The sequence below is a fragment of the Streptomyces sp. NPDC001750 genome, from assembly GCF_042892615.1.
Lineage (GTDB): Bacteria > Actinomycetota > Actinomycetes > Streptomycetales > Streptomycetaceae > Streptomyces.
On sequence record NZ_JBIAUE010000004.1, the window covers coordinates 452,901 to 468,721 of the forward strand.

Annotated in this window: 16 protein-coding genes and 1 pseudogene; 8 read left to right on the forward strand and 9 right to left on the reverse strand. The window is 67.3% G+C overall.

Annotated features, from left to right (window positions below; genetic code table 11):
* Positions 1-429: 429 nt before the first annotated feature.
* The 4 genes from ACFYY6_RS10230 to ACFYY6_RS10245 all read right to left on the reverse strand — a co-directional run bounded on the left by ACFYY6_RS10230 (position 430) and on the right by ACFYY6_RS10245 (position 3,768).
* On the reverse strand, positions 430-1,251 hold the full coding sequence (locus ACFYY6_RS10230) for an APH(3'') family aminoglycoside O-phosphotransferase (protein WP_351630892.1): 822 nt from the start codon (positions 1,249-1,251) through the stop codon (positions 430-432).
* A 98-nt stretch (positions 1,252-1,349) separates the two neighbouring features.
* Positions 1,350-1,988, reverse strand: a complete 639-nt coding sequence (ycaC, locus tag ACFYY6_RS10235; RefSeq protein WP_351519937.1) for an isochorismate family cysteine hydrolase YcaC — start codon at positions 1,986-1,988, stop codon at positions 1,350-1,352.
* A 299-nt stretch (positions 1,989-2,287) separates the two neighbouring features.
* The gene (locus ACFYY6_RS10240; protein WP_351519936.1) at positions 2,288-3,307 is read right to left on the reverse strand and encodes an aldo/keto reductase; all 1,020 of its coding nucleotides are present in this window, start codon (positions 3,305-3,307) and stop codon (positions 2,288-2,290) included.
* Complete coding sequence (locus ACFYY6_RS10245; protein ID WP_351519935.1) at positions 3,307-3,768, reverse strand: MerR family transcriptional regulator; 462 nt, start codon at positions 3,766-3,768, stop codon at positions 3,307-3,309. Before ACFYY6_RS10245 ends, ACFYY6_RS10240 begins: the two co-directional genes overlap by 1 nt.
* Positions 3,769-3,944: 176 nt before the next feature.
* Here ACFYY6_RS10245 and ACFYY6_RS10250 point away from each other — a divergent pair, with 176 nt between their 5' ends.
* Both ACFYY6_RS10250 and ACFYY6_RS10255 read left to right on the forward strand, forming a co-directional pair.
* Entirely contained in the window at positions 3,945-4,766 is an 822-nt protein-coding gene (locus ACFYY6_RS10250) for a serine hydrolase domain-containing protein (RefSeq protein ID WP_351630897.1), read from the forward strand.
* Positions 4,767-4,967: 201 nt separating this feature from the next.
* A complete protein-coding gene (locus tag ACFYY6_RS10255; RefSeq protein ID WP_389192541.1) occupies positions 4,968-7,883 on the forward strand; it encodes a DUF4157 domain-containing protein in 2,916 nt (971 codons plus the stop codon).
* On the opposite strand, the gene ACFYY6_RS10260 is transcribed toward ACFYY6_RS10255, so the two are convergent.
* Entirely contained in the window at positions 7,864-8,331 is a 468-nt protein-coding gene (locus ACFYY6_RS10260; protein WP_351519932.1) for an ATP-binding protein, read from the reverse strand. The genes ACFYY6_RS10255 and ACFYY6_RS10260 overlap by 20 nt on opposite strands.
* Positions 8,332-8,418: 87 nt before the next feature.
* Between ACFYY6_RS10260 and ACFYY6_RS10265 the strand changes: the two genes are divergently transcribed.
* The 5 genes from ACFYY6_RS10265 to ACFYY6_RS10285 all read left to right on the forward strand — a co-directional run bounded on the left by ACFYY6_RS10265 (position 8,419) and on the right by ACFYY6_RS10285 (position 11,969).
* Positions 8,419-9,243 (forward strand): helix-turn-helix transcriptional regulator, encoded by an 825-nt coding sequence (locus ACFYY6_RS10265; RefSeq protein WP_351519931.1) that lies wholly within the window; start codon positions 8,419-8,421, stop codon positions 9,241-9,243.
* Positions 9,227-9,493, forward strand: a complete 267-nt coding sequence (locus ACFYY6_RS10270; RefSeq protein ID WP_388650884.1) for a DUF397 domain-containing protein — start codon at positions 9,227-9,229, stop codon at positions 9,491-9,493. Before ACFYY6_RS10265 ends, ACFYY6_RS10270 begins: the two co-directional genes overlap by 17 nt.
* Positions 9,494-10,028: 535 nt before the next feature.
* Positions 10,029-10,373 carry a hypothetical protein gene (locus tag ACFYY6_RS10275; protein WP_351519927.1) on the forward strand — a complete coding sequence of 115 codons (345 nt, stop codon included), beginning with the start codon at positions 10,029-10,031 and terminating at the stop codon, positions 10,371-10,373.
* A complete protein-coding gene (locus tag ACFYY6_RS10280) occupies positions 10,348-11,118 on the forward strand; it encodes a hypothetical protein (RefSeq protein WP_389192544.1) in 771 nt (256 codons plus the stop codon). The genes ACFYY6_RS10275 and ACFYY6_RS10280 overlap by 26 nt, the downstream gene beginning before the upstream one ends.
* The gene (locus ACFYY6_RS10285) at positions 11,115-11,969 is read left to right on the forward strand and encodes a transporter substrate-binding domain-containing protein (RefSeq protein ID WP_389192547.1); all 855 of its coding nucleotides are present in this window, start codon (positions 11,115-11,117) and stop codon (positions 11,967-11,969) included. The genes ACFYY6_RS10280 and ACFYY6_RS10285 overlap by 4 nt, the downstream gene beginning before the upstream one ends.
* 13 nt (positions 11,970-11,982) lie before the next feature.
* Here ACFYY6_RS10285 and ACFYY6_RS10290 read toward each other — a convergent pair.
* Positions 11,983-12,084 (reverse strand): annotated as a pseudogene (locus tag ACFYY6_RS10290) (IS5/IS1182 family transposase); the annotation flags it as partial.
* Between the two features lie 140 nt (positions 12,085-12,224).
* On the opposite strand from ACFYY6_RS10290, the gene ACFYY6_RS10295 reads away from it, so the two are divergent.
* On the forward strand, positions 12,225-12,491 hold the full coding sequence (locus tag ACFYY6_RS10295) for a DUF397 domain-containing protein (protein WP_351519922.1): 267 nt from the start codon (positions 12,225-12,227) through the stop codon (positions 12,489-12,491).
* Between the two features lie 233 nt (positions 12,492-12,724).
* On the opposite strand, the gene ACFYY6_RS10300 is transcribed toward ACFYY6_RS10295, so the two are convergent.
* From ACFYY6_RS10300 to ACFYY6_RS10310, 3 genes are read right to left on the reverse strand one after another with little or no spacing between them, the layout of a single operon-like run.
* Positions 12,725-13,330, reverse strand: a complete 606-nt coding sequence (locus ACFYY6_RS10300; RefSeq protein ID WP_351519921.1) for a hypothetical protein — start codon at positions 13,328-13,330, stop codon at positions 12,725-12,727.
* Positions 13,327-15,102 (reverse strand): alpha/beta hydrolase, encoded by a 1,776-nt coding sequence (locus tag ACFYY6_RS10305; protein ID WP_389192550.1) that lies wholly within the window; start codon positions 15,100-15,102, stop codon positions 13,327-13,329. The genes ACFYY6_RS10300 and ACFYY6_RS10305 overlap by 4 nt, the downstream gene beginning before the upstream one ends.
* Positions 15,099-15,545 (reverse strand): hypothetical protein, encoded by a 447-nt coding sequence (locus ACFYY6_RS10310; protein ID WP_351630913.1) that lies wholly within the window; start codon positions 15,543-15,545, stop codon positions 15,099-15,101. Before ACFYY6_RS10310 ends, ACFYY6_RS10305 begins: the two co-directional genes overlap by 4 nt.
* Positions 15,546-15,821 lie beyond the last annotated feature (276 nt).

Genomic DNA, 15,821 nt, shown 5'->3' on the forward strand with positions numbered 1-15,821 from the left:
CCGCCCCGTCGCGGGGGGGCGGGGGGGGGCGGGGCGGGGCGGGCGGCGCGCCCGGGGGGGGGGGCGGGGGGGGGGGGCGGGGGGGCCGGCCCGGCACCCACGGCTGCCCGGACCGACCCCGGATGCCCGGACCGGATCCCGGGCCCCTGTCGCCTAAGGGCTGTCCCGTAATCCCTGGTGGATCAGCGCACGGCGTCGGATGCGGTGCGGTCGCAAGGCGGCCGCGAGTGTGCGTGCCGGACGGTGCGACGGGGCAAACCTTGCCGGGAGCGGCACTAACGACCTCGTCCACGATTGGCAGTGGAGGAAGGAGCGGCGTCTGGGGCCTTCGAATCCAAGGCGGAGGAGGGAGTCGACGCGGAGCTGACGACAACGCCGGAGGCGGAGGTCCCAGACACCGCGACGCCGCTGACAATCGTGGACGAGGCCTTAACCCCAGGTGAGCGGGTCGAGGTGGAGGTAGAAGCGCAGGCGGTCGTGGTCGAGGGTGATTCCGTACCGCTCGGCGAACGCCGCGTCCGCGGCCCGCGCGTCCTCCTCGTCGGCCCAGGTCTCCCGCGCGTTGGCGAGCAGCAGCGACAGGTCGGCGTAGCGGTCGGCCAGGCCGAGTCGGCCGAGGTCGATGAAGCCTGACACGTCCAGGGTCCGGGGGTCGAGGACGATGTTGGGCAGGCACAGGTCCCCGTGGCAGACGACCGTGTCGGCCGCCTCCTGCTCGCGCCGCCGGTCGGCCTGCGGGACGAGACGGTCCAGCAACTCCGCTGCGGGTGTGTGCTGTTGTTCGACGGGCAGGAACTCCGGGTGCACCGCGCCACGGGCCACGACGTCACGTGCCCGGGCGATCATCCCGTCGAGGTCCCGGCGGAACGGGCACCGCCGTGCGGGCAACGCGTGCAGCTCGCGGACCGCGTCCGCGACGCGGTCCCAGGAGGCCCGCAGCTCGGCGGCGGACAGCTGGTCGGCGGGTACGCCGGGAACGGCGCTGGTCACCAGGCAGGCGCCCGCGTCGCCGGAGTGCCAGTCCAGCACCCGTGGCCCCGGAATTCCCTGGTCGCCCAGCCAGGCGATCCGGTCGCGCTCCGCCCCCAGATCGGCCGCGTCCGCGGCGGCCACGCACTTGGCGTACCGGCCGCCGTCCGTGCTGCGGAAGACGCCCGCTCCCGATTCTCCGGTGTCGACGGGAAACCAGTCGCCCTCGCCGCCGCCCGGCGTCTTCGGCAACAGGGTTCCCGGTCCGGGGACTTCGCTCATGCGGCCACCTTAAGGCGGCCTGTCCGGCCCGCCGGGCGTGGCCCCGCCCCTGGAGCCCTCGGCCCTCGCCGCGAGGGCTGCCCCCTTGGCCGGGTCCCTCAGCTCTTGCCCTTGGTCGCCGCGTAACTGACCATGAGATTGCGGTAGTTCGGAATGTGCTCGGCAAGCAGGTTGCCCAGGCCCTCGATGTCGCGCCGCCAGTCGCGCTGGAGTTCGCAGGCGACGCTGAACCAGTTCACCAGCTGGGCCCCCGCGTGCGCCATGCGGGTCAGGGCCGCGTCGCGCACCTGGCCGGTGAAGGTTCCGGAGGCGTCGGTCACCACGAAGACCTCGTAACCGGCTTCGAGCGCGGAGAGGACGGGGAAGGTCACGCAGACGTCCGTGACGACACCGGCCACGATCAACTGGCGGCGCCCGGTCCGCTCGACCGCCCGGACGAAGTCCTCGTTGTCCCAGGCGTTGATGTTCCCCGGCCGGGGAACGTACGCGGCGTCGGGCAGGGTCTCGCGCAGTTCCGAGACCAGCGGGCCGTTGGGCCCGTCCTCGAAGCTGGTGGTCAGCACCGAGGGCAGGCCGAAGTACTTGGCGCAGTCCGCGAGCGCGAGGACGTTGTTCTTGAACTGGTCCGGCCCGAAGTCCTGGACGAGGGAAATCAGGCCGGTCTGGTGGTCGATGAAGAGGGCGGCGGCATCGTCGATGGAGAGCCGCTTGTAGGTGAAGCCGTTCTGGGCCGACATGGGGGCACTCAACTCCTGGGGAGGTGGCCGTGCCGCACGACGGCACCGCGCGGCTTCGGCCACTCACGGTTCGAGGAGCCCGGTCCGGATCGGATCTGCCCCGGGCGCCTGGCGGTCTCGCTCGACGACCAGTAGAGGGCGCCGGTCGGCCCCCTGCAACCGGAGGACCAGCGCTCTCCGCCCCCGCCCGCGACCACCGGGACAGGCCCCCGCGACCCGCCGTCCCACCTGGGCAAACGGCCCCGAAGCCGTCCCGACCGCTTCGGGCGGTCCGGGCCACCCGAGCCGCCCCGGACCGGCTACCGCTCGCGGGCCGTGGCCGTGTTGCTCATGTCCGGGTAGCGGTCGCCCGCCACCTGTCCGGCGATCGGTTCGAGCAACGCCAGTTCCTGGTCCGTCAGCGTGATCCGGGTGGCGGCCACGTTCTCCAGCAGACGGCTGCTCCTGCGGGTGCCGGGGATCGGGACGACGGTCAGGCCGTGCACCTGGGCACGCTGCTGCACCCAGGCGAGGGCGATCTGCGCGGGCGTGGCCCCGTGCACCTGGGCGATCTCGCGCACGGGTGCCAGCAGCGCGGCGTTCGCCTTCGCGTTGTTGCCGGTGAAGCGCGGCTGGTACCGGCGGAAGTCGCCGTCCGACAGGTCCTTGGCCGCGTCCGTGAACGCCCCGGTGAGGAAGCCCCGGCCGAGCGGCGAGTACGGCACGAGGGCCACCCCCAGCTCGACGGCGGCGGGCACGGCGCTGCGCTCCACGTCCCGGCTGAAGAGCGACCACTCCGACTGGAGTGCGGCGATCGGGTGCACCGCGTGCGCCTCGCGCAGCTCGGGCCCGGTCACCTCGCTCAGTCCGAGGTGCTTGACCTTGCCCTGCCGGACCAGTTCTGCCATCGCTCCGACGGACTCGGCCAGTGGAACGAGGGGATCGCGGCGGTGCATGTAGTAGAGGTCGATGACATCGGTGCCGAGCCTGCGCAGACTGCCCTCGACGGCCTGCCGGATGTACGCGGGGTCGTTGCGCACACCCCGGTAGTTCGGGTCGTCGTCCCTGCGCTCGATGGCGAACTTCGTGGCGAGGGTGATCTCGTCCCGGTGCGCCGCGACGAACGGGGCCAGGAGTTCCTCGTTGGCACCGCTCCCGTAGACGTCGGCGGTGTCGAACAGCGTGACGCCCGCCCCCAGCGCCGTCTCCAGCGTCTCGCGCGCGGCGGCCAGGTCGGTGTCCCCGTAGAACTCACTCATCCCCATGCAGCCGAGTCCCTGCACGCCGACCCGCGGGCCGCCGTCGCCGAGCTCCACCGTGGCGATCTTGTCGTCAGTCATCAGGCACAGGGCCTTTCCGGCGCCCGTCGGGCACCCGCGTAGAAATCGATCTTGTGGTCGAGGACGGCGAGCGTGTCCTGGAGTTCCGCGATCCGCGCCTTCACGTCGCGGCGGGTCGCCTCCAGCAGCTCCCGCCGTTCCTCGAAGGTGTGCTCGCCCTCGCGCAGCAGCTCCGCGTACCGGACCATGTCGGCGACCGGCATCCCGGTCAGCCGCAGCTTGCTGACGAACGCCAGCCAGTCCAGGTCCCGGTTGGTGAACCGGCGCTGCCCGGTGTGCGACCGGTCGACGTGCGTCATCAGCCCGATCCGCTCGTACCAGCGCAGGGTGTGGGCGGTGAGCCCGGTGAAGGCGGCGACCTCGCCGATGGTGTAGCGGTCCTGCCCGTCGGGGCGCGGGTAGGCCTTGGGGGCCGACGCGCGGACGTCCGTCCTCGTGGAAGTGGTCTCCATCACCGTCATGCCCTCCACGCTAAAACCCTGGAGTGCACTCGAAGCAAGCGCGGGCGGGGACGGGTTGCGGCGGCGGTGCGGGCCTGCTCCGGGCCGCCGCGGCCTCCTTCCCCGCGTCCCTCGTCGGCACCGGGGGGCCACAGCCCCGCATAGGCTCCGAACGCCTGCCCATTACGCTCGTAGGCATGCAGAGCCTGGCGATGATCGACAACTGGCCCGTTCCCACCGCGGCGGCTGCCGTCGTACGAGCGGACGGCGCCGTCGTCGGTGCGCACGGCCCGACCGCGCACCGCTTCACGCTCGCCTCGGTCACCAAGCCGATCGCGGCGTACGCGGCGCTCGTGGCGTACGAGGAGGGCGCGGTCGAGCTGGACGAACCGGCCGGGCCCGAGGGATCGACCGTACGGCACCTGCTCGCGCACACCAGCGGGCTCGCGTTCGACGAGCACCGGACCATGGCCGCGCCCGGCACCCGTCGGCTGTACTCCAACGCGGGCTTCGAGGTGCTGGGCGACCACATCGCCAAGGCCGCCGACATCCCGTTCCCGGACTACGTGCGCGAGGCGGTGCTGGAGCCGCTGGGGATGACGTCGACGACGGTGGACGGCTCACCCGCGAAGGACGGCGTCTCGACCGTCGACGATCTCGTGCGGTTCGCGGCGGAGCTCCAGGCGCCCCGGCTGCTCGACCCGCGCACGGTGCTGGACGCACAGACCGTGCAGCACCCCGGCCTGAAGGGCGTGCTGCCGGGTTACGGGCACCAGAACCCCAACGACTGGGGGCTCGGCTTCGAGATCCGGGCCCACAAGTCGCCGCACTGGACGGGTGGTTCGTCCTCGCCCGCGACCTTCGGGCACTTCGGGCAGTCCGGCACCTTCCTGTGGGTCGACCCGGTCGCGGGCGTGGCGTGCGTCGCCCTCACCGACCGGGCCTTCGGCCCGTGGGCGGTGGACGTGTGGCCGGCGTTCACGGACGCGGTGCTCGCGGAGCTGCGTGCCGGTCGCTGAGGGACGGGCGGTCTCCGATGACGGCGGTGCGGAGGCGGACGTCACGGTGATCGGCACGACTCTCCCGCCCGGCTCCGTCCTCCGCCTCGACCGGACGAGGAGCCGGCCGTCTTCGGGCCCTTCACGGCCGTCGCGGACCACCCGCACCGGAATAGTCGTGAACCACTCCCGCTCGTGGATCGGATGACCGACCATCGGTTCATGCGCACACACAATCGGCAGGGTGACACCGCCCGCCCCGCCCGCACGACCACTGCCCCGGTACCGGCGACCGGTCCCGCAGTCGCCACCGCACCGGTCGCCACCGCACCGGTCACGGCCGCCCCGGTCGCCGCGTACGGTGACGCACACGGTGTTCCCCACCCCGACTTAGCCGGCCCGCCCACCACCCTCCCGCTCGACGTGCTGCAACGTTCCCTCGGGAACGCCGCCGTGGCGCGGATGCTGGAGGCGCGGGGCCGTGCCCGGGAGGGAGCGGCCGGGGAGCAAGAGCCCGCCGCGGTGCAGCGCTCGTCGGTGCCGGACGTGCTGCGCTCGCCCGGGAAGCCGCTGGCCGGGGCGGTCCGCGCGGACATGGAGGCGCGGCTGGGCGCCGACTTCTCGGACGTACGGCTGCACACCGGCGCCGCCGCACAACGCTCCGCGGCGGAGGTCGGCGCCCGCGCGTACACCTCCGGCAGCCATGTCGTCCTCGGTGCCGGAGGCGCCGACCGGCACACCCTGGCCCATGAGCTGACCCATGTGATCCAGCAGCGCCAAGGGCCGGTCCTGGGTACCGACAACGGCTCCGGGCTCAGCGTCTCCGACCCGTCGGACCGCTTCGAGCGCGCCGCGGAGGCCAATGCCCGACGGGTCCTGTCCGGCCCCACCCCCGCCGCGGAGGCGGTCCCCGGGGAGACGGCCCACGTACAGACGGCGCCCGTGCAGCGGGTGCCCGCCCGGCCGCACGCCCACGGGGTCGCCGTGCAGCGCGCCGAGGGCGGCGAGGCCCTCTTCGACCACGCGCAGTACTACGCCAAGGCCGGATGGCAGGACTCGGCCGAGGAATTCGAGAAGCGGCTCGGCGCGTACGCCTTCCGTGACGGTCGGGCACTCGCCGCCGCCCGGGCGACCGTGGCACGGCTCAAGAAGCTGCTCATCGCCTACGCCCGCACGGCGCACAAGTCCACGGCCCTGGCCAACAAGTCGTTCTTCCTCAGCGACACGACCAGTGGCGGCCAGGTGGGCGAGAGCATGACCACCGACCAGATCAACGCCTTCTTCTCCCGTGACGGCAACGTCCGTGAGCTGATGACGGCCCTGTACAACGCCGCGTACTACAACACGACGGCCCCGGACGGGGGTGCGGGCAAGCTGTCGCTCAAGGAGATCCTGAACGGCATCATCGGGCCCACCCCGCAACTGGCGTCCACGCTCGGCATGAACGAGGAGGAGCTGAAGAAGCACTCGGCGTTCCTCAACAGCCCGACCCGGGCGCTGATGGAGGCGGCGGCGAACGTCAAGGGCAAGGGCTACAACTACGCCAAGGACCCATACGCGTTGGGCAACATCCTGGCGCAGTCGGAGTCGGAGACCTTCGCCGGTGACACCCTGGAAATGATCAACAGCCAGGCTCCCCGGCAGAAGCGCGACGACGCCGACCGGGACGCCCACCGCAAGACACCCCGCGACTACGAGGACCGGGGCGCACCGCTCAGCGCCCGCGAGTTGGAGTTCGCGGGCAAGCCGGGACCGGACGACAAACTCCCCTGGATCGAGGGCACCGCCTACTACGAGATCAACCAGGCGTCGAGCTGGGCCAAGTCGAGCGCCGCGCGCGGCATCCCGGTCGTCGCGGGCATGTCGGGCACCACGACCCGGATGATCAAGACCTTCCAGTGGATGGACGTGCCCGGGGTGGACGCCTTCGACTACCGGATGGCCGTGATGGGCTGGATGCTGCCGTCCTGGGACCACTCGCTCTACGAGATCCTGCGCGGTTCCTGGGCGGCCGGGGTCAAGGGCCCCAAGGAGTCGGTGCTGCGGGCCGAGAAGGGCGCCGCGCTGATGTACCAGAACATCGCGCCGTTCACGGAGGAGGAACTGCGCCAGCACGTGTGCGTCGGCGGACACTTCCCGCACGAGCTGATGTACGTCACCGAGGCCGGCAGGCCCCGGGACGTGGACCCGGCGGCCGGCGGCTTCATGGAACCGGGCGTGAACGCGGCCCAGGACGCCCAGCAGAAGTACCGGACCTTCGACGAGGCCGACACCCACCCCGATCCGCGCATCGACCGGTGGAAGCTGGACAACGGCGTCACCTCCGTCAAGGACGTCACCAAGACGTTCAAGCCCGCCCACGCCACGGCCCTGATGACGTACACCGGCGGGGCGCACGCGATGATCAACGCGGCGGTGCGCAGCCGGCTGCTGCCCGAGGGATACGCGCCCTACGGCACCGCCGGGTTGCTCACGTCCGGCGCCGAGTCGTTCTCCCTCGCGCAGATCAAGAGCAAGCTGCGGTGGGCCGCCACGAATCCGGACGAGAACGTGCCGACGATCACCGAGGACCCGGTGATCGCGCCGCAGCTCGCGGCGGCGCAGGGCACGGACGCGGCCGCCAAGAAGGCGGCGATGGCCGTCATCGACGCGCGGATCGACGTCATCGCTCCGCCGCTCTTCGAGGAGTTGAAGGCACACGCCGACATGGCGATGGAGGCCCTGAACCGGCTGCCGCCCGTCACCGGCACGGTCTACCGGGGCGACTGGAACATCGGCGGCGACGGAGCCGTCACCCAGCTCGGCAAGTACGCGGCGGTCAACTACCGTCCGGGAACCATCTTCACGACCTCCTTCGACAGCACCAGCAGGGAGAAGGACGTGGGGATGGACTTCATGCGCGACCAGCGGGTGGACGGTGCGGCGCGCCACCGGATCTTCCTCGAACTGACGCTCACCGGCAAGTACGGCCGCGACATCGACCCGTTCCACCAGTACCAGGGCACCGAGGCCGAGGTCCTGCTCATGCCGGGCGCGCGCTTCAAGGTCACCAGCAGCGAGTGGAAGCACGACCCCGACCATCGCAAGGACCGGGGCGGCAGCGACTGGTACGAGCACGTCAAGGCGACGGAGGTGTGAGAACCGGGGCGGTCTCCTTCGCCGCACGCACGGAAAGGCACTCGAACCACACCGTCTTCCCCGCGCCGTCGCGGCGCGACTCCGCGCCCCAGCGGTCGGTGACGGCATCGACGAGGACCATCCCCCGCCCGTCCTCGGCGAGCGCCCCACCGACCGTCACGCACGGCAGTTCGGCGCACCCGTCCGCGACCTCGACGCGCACGCCCCCGGCCGGGAGCAGGAAGAAGAACGTCTGGCAGCGGCGGCCGGGCACATGCCGTACGACGTTGGCGATCAGCTCGGTGAGCGCCAGCTCCGCCGCGTCGGCCACATCGGGGAGCCCCCAGTTGGTGAGGTACAGACGCAGGACGCGGCGCAGATGCCGGGCGGAGTGCTCGCTCATCGCGAACTCGGCGCGGTAGGTCGGCTCCAGCGGGTCCCCGGTTCGGGGGTCGGTTGCGTGATTCACGTCACCAGAATGCAGTGGTGTGACTACGGTCGGCCACGTACGGAAACGAACGCCGCGAGGCGTTGAACGCCGGAGGAGCCGCCCGCCGTGGCCAACATCCAGAAACTCGACCCCTGCGCTTCCCCGTTGGACTACTACGGCTCGGAGTTGCGCCGGCTGAGAGAGGCCAACAACCTCAAACAGGGGCAGCTCGGCGACATCATCTTCTGCACGGGATCGCTGATCGGCCAGATCGAGACGACGAAGAAGGTCCCCACCCGCGACTTCTCGGAGCGGGTGGACGCGGCGCTCGGCACGGACGGGGTGTTCTCCCGGCTGATCGGACTGGTCCTGCGCAGCCAACTGCCGACCTGGTTCCAGCCGTACGCCGAGATGGAGTCGTGCGCGTCCTACATCTCCACGTACCAGGCGCAGTTGGTGTACGGGCTGTTGCAGACGGGGGATTACGCGCGGGCCCTCCTCGGTGTCGACCACCCGAACAAGGTCGACGAGATGGTGGCGGCCCGGCTGGAACGCCAGCGCATTCTCGCGGGTGAGAACCCTCCCGCCCTGTGGGTCATCCTGAGCGAAGCCGCCCTGCTCCAGGAAGTCGGCGGACGCGACGTCATGCGTGCCCAACTGACCCATCTGTTGGACTTCCACGACAACCCCTGGGTGCAGATCCAGGTGCTTCCGTTCTCCGTCGGTCAGCACACGGGAATGATGGGGTCGTTCAACCTGCTCAGGTTCGATGACGACCCCGATCTGTTCTACGTGGATGGCTACGACCAGGGGCATATGACCGCCCATCCGCAGGTGATCAAGGAACGCTCGGTCGGCTACGCTCGCTTGCAAGCCACAGCCCTCTCCCCCGAGGACTCGGCGACACTGATCGCTCGCGTGATGGAGGAACGCTATGGGGACCAGTCATGACCTGAGCGGAGCACGGTGGCGCAAGTCGACATACAGCGGCACCAACGGTGGCGACTGCGTCGAGTGCACCGTCGTGGGCGGTGCGACCTGGCGCAAGTCGACGTACAGCGGAAACACCGGCGGCGAATGCGTCGAGGTGGCAGACGGCCTCCCCTGCGCCGTCCCCGTCCGCGACAGCAAGAACCCCGACGGCCCCGTCCTCACCATCGGGGCGACCGCCTGGCAGCACTTCGTCGACAGCCTTCGCTGACCACGTCGCAAGCGCGCGGCAGAAGGGGGCTCGGGTGATCAGTGGTCACCCGAGCCCCCTTTCTCGCAAGGGCATTGAGCCTTTTCTATCTTGATCAGGTGGCGAGTTCGAGGGCGACGACGGTGGTCCGGGTGTTGCCGCAGCGGAACTCCCGCAGGAGCCGCCAGCATTTGAGGGTGGCCAGGGCGCGTTCGCCGAGGCTGCGAATCCTGGCGTGATTCAGGTGGTGACGACAACGTCAGCCGCGCAGATTCCTGCCCGGAACGGGACGCGGACAGCAGGACCCGCGCTCTGATACGCCTTGTCCACCCAGCACGCCTGGCCACGGCCATTACCAGGGCCGCACCATGTCATCTGTTGTCGTAAATGTTTACGGCGAACGTGAAAACGTCCCGGGAGGCGTGGCAATTATGGCACTTGGTTGCGCGCGTCCCGAGAGGCTGAAAACAGCTGGATACCAGAACCGTTCTCCGGACGCCTGTGGGGTCTGGCTCTACGATGGCGCCAATGTCACCTTGACGCAGGGGGATTGAGAATGAGTGAGGATCCGGGAACGGTCGCAGTGACGGCGGGCGTCAATGCTCTTGTCGCGCTTGTCAGCGGCCTGCCTTGGTCGGAGATGGGCAGCCGCATCAGGGGAGTGCTCAGCCGTCGTGGACGTGATGTTCAACCTGCTCTCGCGCAGGCTCTGGACGAGGACCGGGACGAGGACGGCCGGGCCCACCGGCTGGTCGGCGAACTGAGGCAGCTGCAGGCGGACGATCTGACCGCCGTGGTGAACGAGTTGGAATCCCTGAGGCATCAAACGACGATCACCGTCAGCGGTGGCAACAACGCCATCAACAGCGGTTCCGGTGATCAAAATGTCACGTTCGGCTGATCACGAGAAAGGGGAGGACGCCCCGTCCCGGCATCAGACGCAGATTGAGGCGAAGAGCGGGAGTAACGCCTTCCATACTGGTTCAGGGGACCAGTATGTGAAATTCGGCGGTGTGTGGGCGCAGACGGTGGCGCTGATAGCGGGGGTGGCTGGAGCCTCGGTGGCGATTGCCATGGCTCCTGAGGCGTCCGACACCCAGTACGCCCTGTACTGCGTGCTGGTGATCTTCTGCGCGACGACTTCCGTGGTATGCCTCTGGTCTGCCTGCGACGGGGTCAGGAAAAAACTCACCACGTTTACCGTGCTGGTGGCAATTGCTGTTGCAGGAACCGCGCTCGCAACCGGTTCGTACAAGCTGCTGGCCGACCACGGTGACGTGGAGTTGCACATCCCCGTTCCGAGTGGCGGTCCGATGAAGAACAAGGACGAGGTCCCCGTGACCTTCAAGGCCCCCTCTCCCCGGTCGCACCTCAGGGTGAAGGTGTTCATCGAGGATGAAATTCGCGGATTGACCTGCCACGCTCACTCGGTGGTCTCCCTGATGCCGATAGTGAACGGTGAGGAGCTAAAAGGCGAAATGGTCATGTTGATGGACGGGCAGACAGGCGAAATCCCTCTCCCCGGCAGGCCCGAACACGTCGAGCTGCGGGCTGTGGTCGATACGTCCGCTGGTGGGGCGGGATGTCAGGTGAACCTACGTTTCGAATCTGCTGTGCTGCACGACGACGAATGGTGGTTGTTGTGACGAGCAAGCTGTCGCGGGTGGCGCTGGCGTGCTGCGGGACACTTCTCCTCGCAGCATCGACCGGCTGCGGCTCGGATGAGTGGCCGCAGGGAAAAAAGGTCCGTATCTCGGTGAAGGCGGATCAGCCTGGGACCGGCTATCAGGAAGGGAAGTACGGGCCGCGCACAGGCTTCGACATCGACATCGCGCGCGTAGCGGCCGAAGCGCTCGGCAAGGAACCCGACTTCAGTAATGTGGCATCCGACAAGCGGGATGTGGCTATCGGTGAGGGTGACGCCGACCTGGTCGTTGCTACGTTCTCGATCAACGACGACCGCTTGTCGGGGAAGTATGGGCCCGCTGTTGATTTTGTGGGCCCCTACGCCAAGACCTCCTCGTCCATCCTTGTGCGCGAGGAGGACTATTCCGATGTCCAGAAAACGGATGATTTGAAGGGGAGAAAAGTTTGTACGTGGCCTGGGACGACCTCGGGCGTCGTGGCATCAGAAAATCTTCCCAAACATGAATCGATCGAGGGAACTGACGCCGGGGACTGCATGAACAAGCTGAACCAAGGGTACGTGGATGCCGTATTCACGGACGCCTTGCTGCTCCACGGGTTCACGAAGATGTATCCAAATCTGCAAGTTGTAGATCTGGATTCCGGGAATTTCCAATACTATGGAATCGCCCTGCCCAGAGGGCACCGGGACGTATGTGAAAAAATCAAGGCAGAGCTCAAGAAGTATGTGGGGTCGCATGATTGGGCTCAGGCCTTCAGGGAATCACTGCCTGGCGACCCGGTGACTTACCAACCTGCTCCTGGGGACATCGATAAATATTCATGCAGGGACGAGGTCGGACGTTCATAATGAGGCTTCTCCATCATCGGTCCGAACCGGCCAGATAAAGGACAGGGACGGCCTGGACGGACACGGCGACTCGGGTTGTGGAGCACCGTAGCGTGCGGAGGAGTCGTCTGCTTGAGGAAGTTTCAAGCCTCGTCCTGAAACGATCGGTAAGCGAGGGAAGCGTCCGCCCTATTCTGGTTGGGGAGCAACCGAAATCTTCCGTACGAGGAGTCACGACCAGGGGCACCCTGATCGTTCGCGCGTTGGAGGATCACTATGCGGACCAGTCACGGACTGACCGGAGCACAGTGGCGGAAGTCGACGTACAGCGGAAGTACCGGCGGCGAATGCGTCGAGTGCGCCACCACCGGCGGCGCGACCTGGCGCAAGTCGACGTACAGCGGAAACACCGGCGGCGAATGCGTCGAGGTGGCCGACGGCCTCCCCTGCGCCGTGCCCGTCCGCGACAGCAAGAACCCCGACGGCCCCGTCCTCACCATCGGGGCGACCGCCTGGCAGCGCTTCGTCGACGCACTCCGCTGACGTCTCTGCAAGCACGCACGAAGAAGGGGGCTCGGGGAAACGCGGGCATCGGACAGCGGCCGCCGCTACTGGGACGCCCACGAGCATCGAGTCCATGTCATCTCGCCGCTCCGAGCCCTCCGCCGCCGGACCATCCGGCTGGCTCCGCATACATCGGCGCCGATGCTGATCGGCTTCTTCGCGGCGTAAGACTGGGGCGGAACCGTCTGCCCCACAGGACCGCCCTGCAAGCCTCAGTCCGACACGTCAACTTTCGGTGAGGGCGCAGGGACGGCTGCTTCCGCAGACCAGAAGTCGGAGCGCACGTTGGGCGCAGGAATCTCACCCAACGGGTACTCAAGGCCATTGGGCTTGGTCTTGGGATCGGAAACCTCAGACTTCTGCACACACGGAGTGGCAACCTCAAAGGCGGCCTGTCCCTGGTTCCCGAAGACCAGACTGATCCCGAACCCATCACGCGACTGAGCGAAGATGGCCGGGCGCTCCTTGCTCTGCCTCACCGCAGTGATCTTGTAACCGCTCTTCTTCCAGAAGCGTTCGATCACGCCCAGAAAGTTTCCACGCCGCTGTTCGGAAATGATCGTCATGACCTTCCGCCGGCGGGACACGTCGCAACTGCCGACAGTCGTGACGTAATGAGCCCACTGGATCTCGGGAACGACAGCCTTGATTGTCGCATCCAGCATCGCATCCGCACGGTCAGCCGCACCCTGCATGTCCATGACTGCCGTATCCCTCCCGCCCTCTCGCGCGTCCTTCAGGATTCCGCACCCGGCCAGCAGCACACCTGCCAGCGCTGCCGAAAGCAACGTCCGAACAGCGCGCCTCACGTGCTTCACCTGTACTCTTCCTTGATCACGTCTTCGGGTTTCCCTGCGACGATCGCCGCAATATTCGCCGCGGACACCATATCTTTCTCCGGCGTGAAGTACTGAGAGTGGGCATCGAAGCCACCCATCTCAAGAATGGGCTTGGGCCCGGGGTCTACTTTGAATCGCTGCGCCCCGAAAGCCTCACTGGCTGGGTCCTTACCGAAGTAGATATCGTCATCGCCCCTGTCGAAGACATCACCGTACAAGAGGGCCCCCAAAGGGCCGGCGAGAAGAACTTCGTCCTTCGTCGGCAGATGGGTGACCGGGTCATTCTCCGCAGAGCCGACGAAAACATGCTCCTTGCCGACACCAAAATCTTGTGCCTTGTCGAAGCCGACGCCGGGACTACCCAGCAAGATGACGTCGTCCACTCCTGGAATACCGTCGGCCTGCTTGGCCGCGGTTCCCACCGTGAGAGATCCATAGGAGTGGCCTATGGCGGTCAGGTGAGGGTCGCCGTTCTCGTTGGCGGCTTCCAGTCCAGCCATGAAATTGTTGTAGGCGGGCGCGCCTTTCTCTGCATCGCCGGTGCTCATGACATCGGCACTTTGCGGAGCATCGTAGCCAAGCCAGACGATCGACGCGCTGGACGGATCAGTGTCTTGAGCACCGAGGGCAGTGTCCTGGGCGCGCTTCATCGTACCCTCGACAAAATCCTTGTTCAGTTTTGTCCCCAAGCCAGGAACGTACGCCGATACGTTTCGCGACGTGTCAGGGTTTCCGTAGGCGACGATCGCGCGGCCGTTTCCTTCGTCCCCGATACCCAGCAGGAACATCGGGGGATGGCTGGGCCTTTTCAGTTTTTCGTCGATCATCCGCAGCGCATCCAGCTTCGTACGTGCCTCATCGCTATCCTGCCCCGCCAACGAGTCGATGAGCACCGGCAGGTAGTTGCGGTTGGCTTCGTCACGCGCTACCGCCGGAACACCATCGAGACTGCCGACCAGGTCCGGGGCGATCTCTAAGTACTCCTGCCGCTGCTCGTCGCTGAGGTCGTCCCACCAAACCTTGTTCTCCGATGGAGCCTTGCTCTGCGGGATACCTGAATCCAGGTACTTGTCCGCAGCCGTGCGCACCGCATCCGTGTCACGGAAGACGTCTTCCAGCATCGCCTTCGTGACATCAAGGCCCTTGGCCGCCTTGAGCTTGTCCAGCGTCCGTGCGTACCTGCCGTCAATCTCGGCAGCAGCGCGAACAGCCCGCGCAATCCGGTCCGCGATGGCCTGCGCTTTCTCCGCGTTCGGGTTGAGCGGCTTGAGCGGCGAACGCACATGCCCGCCCCATCCGGGCGGTTCGAGCGGAAGACTCGCACTGCCCTGCACCTTGCCGCCAGGGGCCTCCTGCTCCCCGCTGAGCGTCTCGGCCACGGATGCCGGGTAGCTGACGGAACCGTCCTCGTGAACGCAGAACTTCAGCGCAGCGGCGTCTTCAAGGGCCTGTTTCAGTTGGCGCTGTGGCTCGGCCAGTTCGGACACCAAGCCGTTCAGGGCCGTACGAATGAGGCCACACTCGGTGTGCAGGTACTGGAAGTTGCGACTCAGCCGCTTCAGACGCCCGATCGCCGCCTCAGCCGACTCGCTCTCCTGGGTCTCGTGCAGCTTCGCTGACATCGCACTATCCACCTCTGTGCGACTGGCGTCCGACCTTCCGGAAACCTCGTTCCATCCGTCCCCCGCGTCATCGAACTCGGACGACTTCAAGTCCCGTAACTGCAGCCAAGTGAGTCGAGCGGCGGTCATCGATGCTCACGTCCCGCCTGGGTGGCCTTGAGGGAATTCCCCACCGCGATGTCGGTTTCACCCATTTCCTTAGCGACCTTCAGCAGAGCGCCTTCGAGGTATTCACACTCGTCCCTCACCGCCATGAGACGCCCCTCCCAGGACTTCAGAACGTTTTTGAGCGAAGACGCAGAGGCAAATCCGGCTGCACCCGACACGACGCCTTCATGGCCGAGGCCGAGACTACTGCGGCTCTTCTCCGTACTCGCCCGCAATGCACTGGCGATTCCCGAAGCATTCGTCCACGGGCCGCCACTGTGTTTCAGGTTCCCGATTCCGGCACCTGCTCTGTCTGACGTCGAGGAGGCCAGCGAGGCAAGAGTCATCCGAGCTTCACCTCCCTCCGACGTTCCCGACAGCGTCGTCAGATCGGACAGTTCCTGCCAGCCCGGCGGATGAGACACGGACGCTACCCCCACTCGTCTTCCCCTATGCGAACGCGGATCGTGACACTATCTCAGCTTCCCAGTCGGCGAACACACGCAAAGCGCATTGGCGGCAGAATCAACACCCGCTCCATAGCAAGGGATACGAGCCTTCAAAGGAGTCGGCATCTCGGTTTCAGCTTCCACGGAGCCGACGCTGCTGAACTTGAATTCGTGATGTCGGTCAGTCGTCCATAATCAGGTCGGTGCTGGCGAGGCATCCGTCGACCAGGTCCGGGCGGTACTGGATCTGCT